9 protein-coding genes are annotated in these 7,114 nt (G+C 42.6%); all 9 read right to left on the minus strand.

Translation table 11 applies throughout. The features are described 5' to 3' along the window. Positions 1 to 220 precede the first annotated feature (220 nt). Complete coding sequence (locus B3K91_RS08025; protein WP_349680358.1) at positions 221 to 610, minus strand: preprotein translocase subunit SecB; 390 nt, start codon at positions 608 to 610, stop codon at positions 221 to 223. Between the two features lie 33 nt (positions 611 to 643). Continuing rightward, positions 644 to 1,051, minus strand: a complete 408-nt coding sequence (locus tag B3K91_RS08030; protein ID WP_292592440.1) for a helix-turn-helix domain-containing protein — start codon at positions 1,049 to 1,051, stop codon at positions 644 to 646. Positions 1,052 to 1,055: 4 nt separating this feature from the next. Further along, complete coding sequence (locus B3K91_RS08035; RefSeq protein ID WP_214061146.1) at positions 1,056 to 1,439, minus strand: hypothetical protein; 384 nt, start codon at positions 1,437 to 1,439, stop codon at positions 1,056 to 1,058. A gap of 1,112 nt (positions 1,440 to 2,551) precedes the next feature. Further along, positions 2,552 to 3,076, minus strand: coding sequence for a hypothetical protein (locus B3K91_RS08040; RefSeq protein WP_214061147.1), 525 nt, complete (start codon positions 3,074 to 3,076; stop codon positions 2,552 to 2,554). 9 nt (positions 3,077 to 3,085) lie between these two features. Next, positions 3,086 to 3,466 carry a hypothetical protein gene (locus B3K91_RS08045; RefSeq protein WP_292592442.1) on the minus strand — a complete coding sequence of 127 codons (381 nt, stop codon included), beginning with the start codon at positions 3,464 to 3,466 and terminating at the stop codon, positions 3,086 to 3,088. Continuing rightward, the gene (locus B3K91_RS08050; RefSeq protein ID WP_214061149.1) at positions 3,466 to 4,239 is read right to left on the minus strand and encodes a TIGR04255 family protein; all 774 of its coding nucleotides are present in this window, start codon (positions 4,237 to 4,239) and stop codon (positions 3,466 to 3,468) included. The genes B3K91_RS08045 and B3K91_RS08050 overlap by 1 nt, the downstream gene beginning before the upstream one ends. A 774-nt stretch (positions 4,240 to 5,013) precedes the next feature. Next, a complete protein-coding gene (locus B3K91_RS08055) occupies positions 5,014 to 5,379 on the minus strand; it encodes a protein-export chaperone SecB (RefSeq protein WP_099831069.1) in 366 nt (121 codons plus the stop codon). Positions 5,380 to 5,458: 79 nt separating this feature from the next. Next, entirely contained in the window at positions 5,459 to 5,890 is a 432-nt protein-coding gene (locus tag B3K91_RS08060; protein ID WP_292592444.1) for a helix-turn-helix transcriptional regulator, read from the minus strand. A 15-nt stretch (positions 5,891 to 5,905) separates the two neighbouring features. After that, complete coding sequence (locus B3K91_RS08065) at positions 5,906 to 6,331, minus strand: hypothetical protein (protein ID WP_292588854.1); 426 nt, start codon at positions 6,329 to 6,331, stop codon at positions 5,906 to 5,908. Positions 6,332 to 7,114 lie beyond the last annotated feature (783 nt).

Raw genomic sequence — 7,114 nt, forward strand, 5'->3', positions numbered from 1 at the left:
GTGGTTTTCATCAGCGTACAGCGGTTCTTAGAATCGAGATTCCAAATCAGGTTCAGCGGCTAAGACAGTAATTACAGTAGGATTCTTACACTAATTCAAGCGACTTCTCCTGGGAATCCCCGCATAAGCAGCTTCTTTCTTCAATACAAATATCCTCTGGCTATATCATATGATCAATCTAGATGTTCGATGAGAAGCTGAGGAAACGTATATAGACTCTTTACTTTTTTTCTGCTTCCGAAGAAAAACGTGGATTCATAAGTGGAATAACAATTGGAGGTGTAAGGCCTGCCTGCCCTGTAAACGATAAAATAGCTGCGCGTAGTACTGGCAGAAGTATTGAAGTACCGCTCTCAGCAACCATTTTTTCTAATGCCTTTTCTTCGAGGGTTTCTTGGCATTCGAAGACACCCTCCATGCTTGCCTTTATCGTAAGATAATCTGTCTCATCGGCTCTACCAAATGCTGTTAGAGTGAGCGCAAGAAGACAGTTCTTCCTACCGTCTTCTTCGATAATTCTCGTCTCTCTACCGAGTTCAATAGATATCACGATCTCATTTTGTACTGGAGTGTAGGAGAAGGAAAACTCCTTTATCAGATATCTTTTCATTTGAAGTATCGCTTGTTCCACTCTATGCATTTATCAAGCCGCCTCACTCGGTTTCCATCTAAAATAGCTTTCATTATTCTTCACCGAAATTACGGGAATATATATAGGAATGTATTTTATTACCTCTCTTGTTATTTCGGTTTTTCTGTCAGTTATTCCAAGATCTACATTCAGTCTTCCTTCAAGACAGGAAGAGATCTTGACAAGAGTCTCTAAGCTAAGATTCTCTTCTCCACGTTCAATATTTGAAACGTATGGCTGCTTAAAACCTAACAGCTCACCCAATTGTTTCTGCGAAAGACCTCTTTCTTTTCTGTAGCTCATTAACTGACTGGCAACTTGACCCTTAATCCTACCTATAGCGAGAGAATCTTCAACATTGTAGGTCTTGGCAACTTGGTCAAGAAACTCACCGAAAGATGAATTCCTCTTGATGGCCATTATTTCACCCCTTTCGAACTTTGAATCCTTTATTATCGCTCAACCATTTATCCGCCAGACTTTCAGCTTGTTTAACTGCCTTAACATAATCTGCTGAGCTTTTCTCAATGAACACCATAAGCAAAACACAGACCTCTTCAATACCATTGCTGGGAAAAAAACACAAACAACGAACATTCAATCCTTTTCTAATCAGCGTAATGCTGTTAATGCTCGTACCATGCAACTTTTCCAGTAGACCGGACTTTCTGACTCCTATAGGCCCATCTCTTTCAAGTACCTCTTCGAAGAAACCAAGCTTGTCCATAACAGGAGCTACCCTATTATTATGCTTGTCCAGAAAATCCAGAAAACAGGAATTGAAGCTTTCTGATCTTATGATTCTCATCGCACACCTCATTTATAACCTATAACTTATGTAATTATGATTCGAGGGAATTACAATCACGGTTGATTAGGTTAAAGTATGCACGTTTATTCTCATTATTCTTCCGCTTTCTCATGCATGCAGTTTCCTGGGCGACAAGAAACGGCATATACTGCACTATTGGCTAGCAGTGGTTCGCGTCTTTGACTGCCAATGTCTCACCAAACCTCAGAGCGAAGAAGCCAAATAACACCCCTTCGCATTCATACATCCCCCAAACGCTTACGCAACTGACCTCGGGTCCGTCCCTGGCAAAAAGAACACTGAAGTGAATTCTTCCACTTCGTGGCCGTTTCTTGCCATATGGTTGCAGTAATCTTCTTGAGTCAGTCTCTGAATGTCTCATGATCAAGCAGTTGGACCTTGACATTTCTTCGCAGGTTTTCCCGGAACCCCTAATGCTAAGGATCTCGTAGGCTCTCTCCCTGATTTTATTGCTATCCTCCTGAATTTAATTACGACACGTCTGTTATTTTACATCACTAAACATTCAGAACAAAATACACTAATATGATGTGATTATTAGATAGTTAGCCTTGTCAAGCCCTTAAACTGACAACAGTGATCGTTTTTGGAAGAGACCGCGGCCCTCTTCAACCTTGCGAATCTCACTTAGTTTGAGGGAAACAATCAAATTGGGAATCGCCTCAGTTCACATGGGAATTCATCAGCAGAACCAGAACCTGCCTACGACTTGCAGAACAAAACTTCTCGTTTGCAGAATGAATGGCAACCATTTCAGCTATGCATCTCACTGGAGAAGAGCCGCCTTCTTCACCTTTCAGAATCGGATGTTAGCCTCCTTTTCCAGACAAACCCTTCCAAGAGAAGACTCATCTTTGACAGCAAGAAATCCGAAAGGCGCTGAAGAAGGGCTAAATGGAAAGGAAAGCCAGACGTACCACCCCGTTTTCAAATAACCGCGCGTTTGATTCGTTGAGTGTCTTAAAGACCCAGCCCCAATTTAGGGTTTTCTTTTGCGGGTCCTGTTTATTGCCCTTCTTTAAGAAAGAAGCTCCTTCCGAAAAAACAGAAGAAATGAAGTAGTCAGGTTTTCAGGTCTTGAATCATTTTCATTTAAATCTAGGAATATCGGCAGGTAGTCCTACTCTCATGAAAAATCTCGCGAAGGCCTGGGCGAGGTGTTCTCTGTACGGAGGAAGCAATCGAAGCCGGTCTCCTTGTCTTCTCAGATGTTCTATCAGAAAGTCATAGTGAACACCGTAAACGTTTCTAAAATCAACTACCAAGAAGTCCTCTGTGAACTTGTCAATTTCGCTCTTGTTCAAGAGATGGAATGCATGAAGATGCCCCCTGCGAAGATCTTCCTTTCCAGAGCTCTTTCTGAAGTGAGGAACTGAATTCTCTATTGCCCTTAAGGGCCAAACCGGACAGACAAGAACCAGGTCAATCTTCTTGTTTGCTAGGTCACAAGACTGACTCATGATCAAAACATCATAAGTAATCACATCGGCCTCGACCTGTTTGTATTCTTCGATCGTGGCTGGAGGAACAATAATTGGGCATGAGTATACGAAATCACCTTGCTCTGGCGGCTGGCCTTTCTCAACCGTTCTATACCAGGGATACTCTGCCATCACAATCACCTAGAACAAGTCAACGTCATCCAGTCGATTTGGCTGACCTTTCTTCACGTTTCTAATGGTCAATCTAATCTTGTACCTTGCTTTCGGGGGCAAATGGCCTGGCAGAGGTACAGAATTTCTAGCTTCTCTCACACTGGGAACGATTTCTGAAGTTCCTGTCTCCGAGAACCAGACAGGAAACAATGTATCAAGCACAGTACCAGCGTCGGCAAAACCACTTGATCCGCAACCCGATTCGATTATCCTTGAAGGATTCAATGTCTTGTAGAGTGCTGATTCTGGGAATTGCCTAAACAAGACAGAGGAATTCTCGAAAACTGACGAAGCAGTCCCGTTTGGCAATACAAAGGAATCGAATTCTCTAACAGTAATAGCTAACATCACTGAAACCTCCTGAGTAAATCACCTTCAATCAACCCAAAGAACCAATCGTCCGCCAAAGAGTGAGCTTCAGAAACCCATTTCATGATTCTCACAACCGGACTGAGAGCTTCGTCGGAGATCCTTACAATCTGGGTATCCCAGAGCAGAACATCTCTCTCACCTTTCTTGGCTCGCATTACCCGGAAATTAAGTTGACTATCTTCTTCCTTTGTCGGAAAAGCATACCTAAAATCAAATGCAGTAGGGTTCTTGTCTAAACTGCATTTCTCAAAGAGTTTGTTATCTATCCCAGCGTTCACTTTCAGATTCCTCTGCAAGAAGCAAAACAAGTCTTCCGAAGTGTAATCAAAATCTATTGCATCAATATATCTGAGGGAAAGCATATTAACCTTCAGGTTGATGTCTGGATCTGGATAAGACTCGAAGAAATCTTTGATCAAGCGGCTAATCCTGCCTCTGAAATCATCCCACGAATAGTCTTCAGTCGCATTCAGCGTGATAATTCCGGGTCCCAACTGCACCAAAGGCCAACACGCTTGCCCTTTTCGGAACTGGTGCTGAACAACAAAAGGCGCCATTTCATCAGGTATAGAAGCTGATGGAAGCTGTTCGTGAAAAGGATATTCGTCACGAATTCTACTGTATAGGCTCCCCAAGACTATCCTATAATGCGGATCGATTATCGATCCTGACTCCTGGGTTTTCAGAGCCCAGCGCAGCTCAAATATTGCCTCAACTAGAGGTTTGTTCTTAAGAATTGGCCACTTCATGTTAAACACCAATCTCATACAGAAAATACTTGCATTCTGGCTTATTAATATATTATCATACGTTACTTCTCTCCCGGATTTCCAAGCCAATTCCCAGATGATATAAGTCAGCAATTAGAGAAGATCTCGAAGAATTCTGAAGAAGAAAAAGACACGAACCTCAACAGAATTTTTTTCTCTGGAAGGACTGAATTGCAGTCGTCAACCATGTCAAAAGATAGATAATTATCATCAAGATCCAAATAGGGAGAAAAAAAGACTGATCTCAACTCAAAATACGAAGTCCCTATTTTCGAGAAAAGTCAACACTGCCCTTTGACAGCAAGAAACCCAAAAGGCGCTGAAGAAGGGCTAAATGGAAAAGAAATCCAGACGTACCACCGCGTTTTCAAATAACCGCGCACATGATTCGTTGAGTATCTCAATGGCCCCACACTCGATTTGGAGTGTTCTTTTGTGGGTTCTGTTTATTGTCTCATGAGAAAAATGAAATCCTTCTGAAAGAAGGGCCTCTACTGGCGGCTGCCCTGTACAGCGGGGTTTGATTTTCAGTGTCGCCATGTTCTGGCGAAAGACGGTCTCAAGTAGACGAGTCCCTAATCAGCAGTAATTATCATAGGATTCCACGCTGATTTCGAGCGGTTTTCTCCGGGAAGCCTCGCGCTAGCAGCTGCTTTCTTCAATACAAATATCCTCTGGCTATATCATATGATCAATCTAGATGTTCAATGAAGGCGAGCTAGCTGATATGACCACAGAAGAACACTGATCAGACTATTCCCTGTTCTTTTCTTTTTTCTCTGACAAGGTGTTTTTTGAGAGTGACTGAGGCACATTGATCAAAGGTATTCTTATAGGGGGATTCATTCCAGCCTGCGAAGTGAAAGAGATAATAGCGGCCCTAAGAAGAGGGATCAGAGTTGCGGTCCCGCTAATCATGCAAAAGTCTTCGAATGTTTTGTCTTCCATATTCTCGGGAGCTTCAAACCTACCCTTGATTGTTGCATCGAGCTTCAAAGCCATCTTTCTTCCGCTTCGACCCCTGACTTTGACTGAGAGAGACAACAAGCCGAGGAGGCAACCGTTATCGGCACGCCCATATTCAAGCTCTGGATCATGCAGGTCCAGCGAAATTGACATGTTTTTGACCCCCTCCTGGAGAGTAAACGAAAAATCAGAAATTCTGTGCGCCAAGAAACGGAACTCGGCATTCACTGGCTCAGGCACTATTCTTCATCCCTTTGATGCTTTGATTGCCAACGTACTCCCATATTGAGACTCGCTCTTCAGAAGAATCTGGAATCGAAGTATCATCTTTGAAGTCAATCTCAAGAGATACACGACCTCCGAGTTTGTTGACAACGTCAAAAAGCTTTCTTATTGTGAAGTTATAGTCGCCACTTTCGATCTTCGAGATCATTGCCTGGCTGCACTCTAGTTTTTCTGCCAGCTCCTTTTGTGAAAGGGATTTATTCGCCCGATAGTTAATAAGAGCTGCAGAAATATCCGTCATGACTCCAATCAAGTTCAACTCAAATCTCGTGTCATCGTCTGCCGACTCTAACAACAGTTCTCTGTCTCTCTTGAATGGAGGCTCTGGATTTTCAGTATTCATTCTTCTCTTTCTTTCGCCTTCAACCCATGAAAACATAAACAACTGCACCTCCTAAAACTTGCACACATTAAATCCCCGACCGGTCCATTCACAAATCCTCGACTTCAGTCTCTCGATCGCCTTCTCATACTTTTCATCGGACTCATCAAAGAAGACAAGATAAACAATAATCTTCTTATCATTGAAGAAGCAGAAAAGAATCCTTGCGTTTTCTGGATCATTCCTCTTCGTCTCTGTAAGATGAAGAGAATATATTGAATAACTGGTCTTCGTACGTCTCAAAACCTCCAGGCGGGAAGATCTTCGCGGTTTTGCAAGTTCCGTTTTCAGATAATTCTCCCCCGCCTTCTCCAGCAGCTCGGTGAGCAAAAACCTTTTCTTTATCAGATCCTTCTTTCTGGAGGGATTCTTTCCTACGTACTTGTCAAATTCCCTCTGCATTCTTTCGTCGGATAAGACATCGATCTTTCTCTCCATCTTACCTCTATTTATAACTTATAAGTTGTATTATTGTAAGAACGATCCGTAACGATTATTACTCGTTACAACCATCTTGGGTCAATTAATAAGGCATTGCTCGCGATATCAAATGATTTCCATGAGCTTTCGGGATGGTTTAAGTAATCCTCTTGAGTTGATCTCTGGATGTAGAATAATTGGTAAGTTGGACTTCAACATTTCCTCTGCAACTGGTTTTCTCTTCGCGAGAAACCTTGAATATTCACTAAGTTCCATTGATTGCAACAAGCACAAAGCACTTTCTTATTGCGAGATATTCGCAAGTTAATATCTGTAGCCGGGCCAGTTGATCTACTTTCTCTTACTATCGAAAGTTGTTTAAGCAGACGGGCATAGTTCGCCTCAGTTCACATGAGAATTCATCAGCAGAACCAAAACCTGCCTACGACTTACGGAATAAATCCCAACGATGTCAGATATACATTTCATAAACTGTTGTCGAATTTCTTTACCAAGAAGAGATCGTTCTGAACTGAAGACGTTTGTCCCAATGATAGACAATTGAAGTAGCCGGGCGGGCGCCCGGCTTCGGTTCAGCTATGTGAATATGCAGTGGGCAAAACGAATCATGTTACCCTTTGACTGTTTGCTATTCTCCGGAAAGCATCTACTGAATAGGGTTTGCTTTGGTCACCTGCTGCGTACCTGCAATGGTGTGCTGATTTTTTCCCACCCATTCCTCAATAACCTCTCTGGCATCATCAAGATCAGCAATGGTGATCGATTCGCCGAGTTTGTCTT

The sequence above is a fragment of the Mesotoga sp. UBA5847 genome, assembly GCF_002432735.1.
GTDB lineage: Bacteria > Thermotogota > Thermotogae > Petrotogales > Kosmotogaceae > Mesotoga.

Excerpts from the sequence above, each read along its gene's own strand:
- B3K91_RS08025 (WP_349680358.1), bottom strand. The coding sequence starts at position 610 with ATGAAAAGATATCTGATAAAGGAGTTTTCCTTCTCCTACACTCCAGTA.
- B3K91_RS08030 (WP_292592440.1), bottom strand. The coding sequence starts at position 1,051 with ATGGCCATCAAGAGGAATTCATCTTTCGGTGAGTTTCTTGACCAAGTT.
- B3K91_RS08035 (WP_214061146.1), bottom strand. The coding sequence starts at position 1,439 with ATGAGAATCATAAGATCAGAAAGCTTCAATTCCTGTTTTCTGGATTTT.
- B3K91_RS08040 (WP_214061147.1), bottom strand. The coding sequence starts at position 3,076 with ATGGCAGAGTATCCCTGGTATAGAACGGTTGAGAAAGGCCAGCCGCCA.
- B3K91_RS08045 (WP_292592442.1), bottom strand. The coding sequence starts at position 3,466 with ATGTTAGCTATTACTGTTAGAGAATTCGATTCCTTTGTATTGCCAAAC.
- B3K91_RS08050 (WP_214061149.1), bottom strand. The coding sequence starts at position 4,239 with ATGAAGTGGCCAATTCTTAAGAACAAACCTCTAGTTGAGGCAATATTT.
- B3K91_RS08055 (WP_099831069.1), bottom strand. The coding sequence starts at position 5,379 with ATGTCAATTTCGCTGGACCTGCATGATCCAGAGCTTGAATATGGGCGT.
- B3K91_RS08060 (WP_292592444.1), bottom strand. The coding sequence starts at position 5,890 with ATGTTTTCATGGGTTGAAGGCGAAAGAAAGAGAAGAATGAATACTGAA.
- B3K91_RS08065 (WP_292588854.1), bottom strand. The coding sequence starts at position 6,331 with ATGGAGAGAAAGATCGATGTCTTATCCGACGAAAGAATGCAGAGGGAA.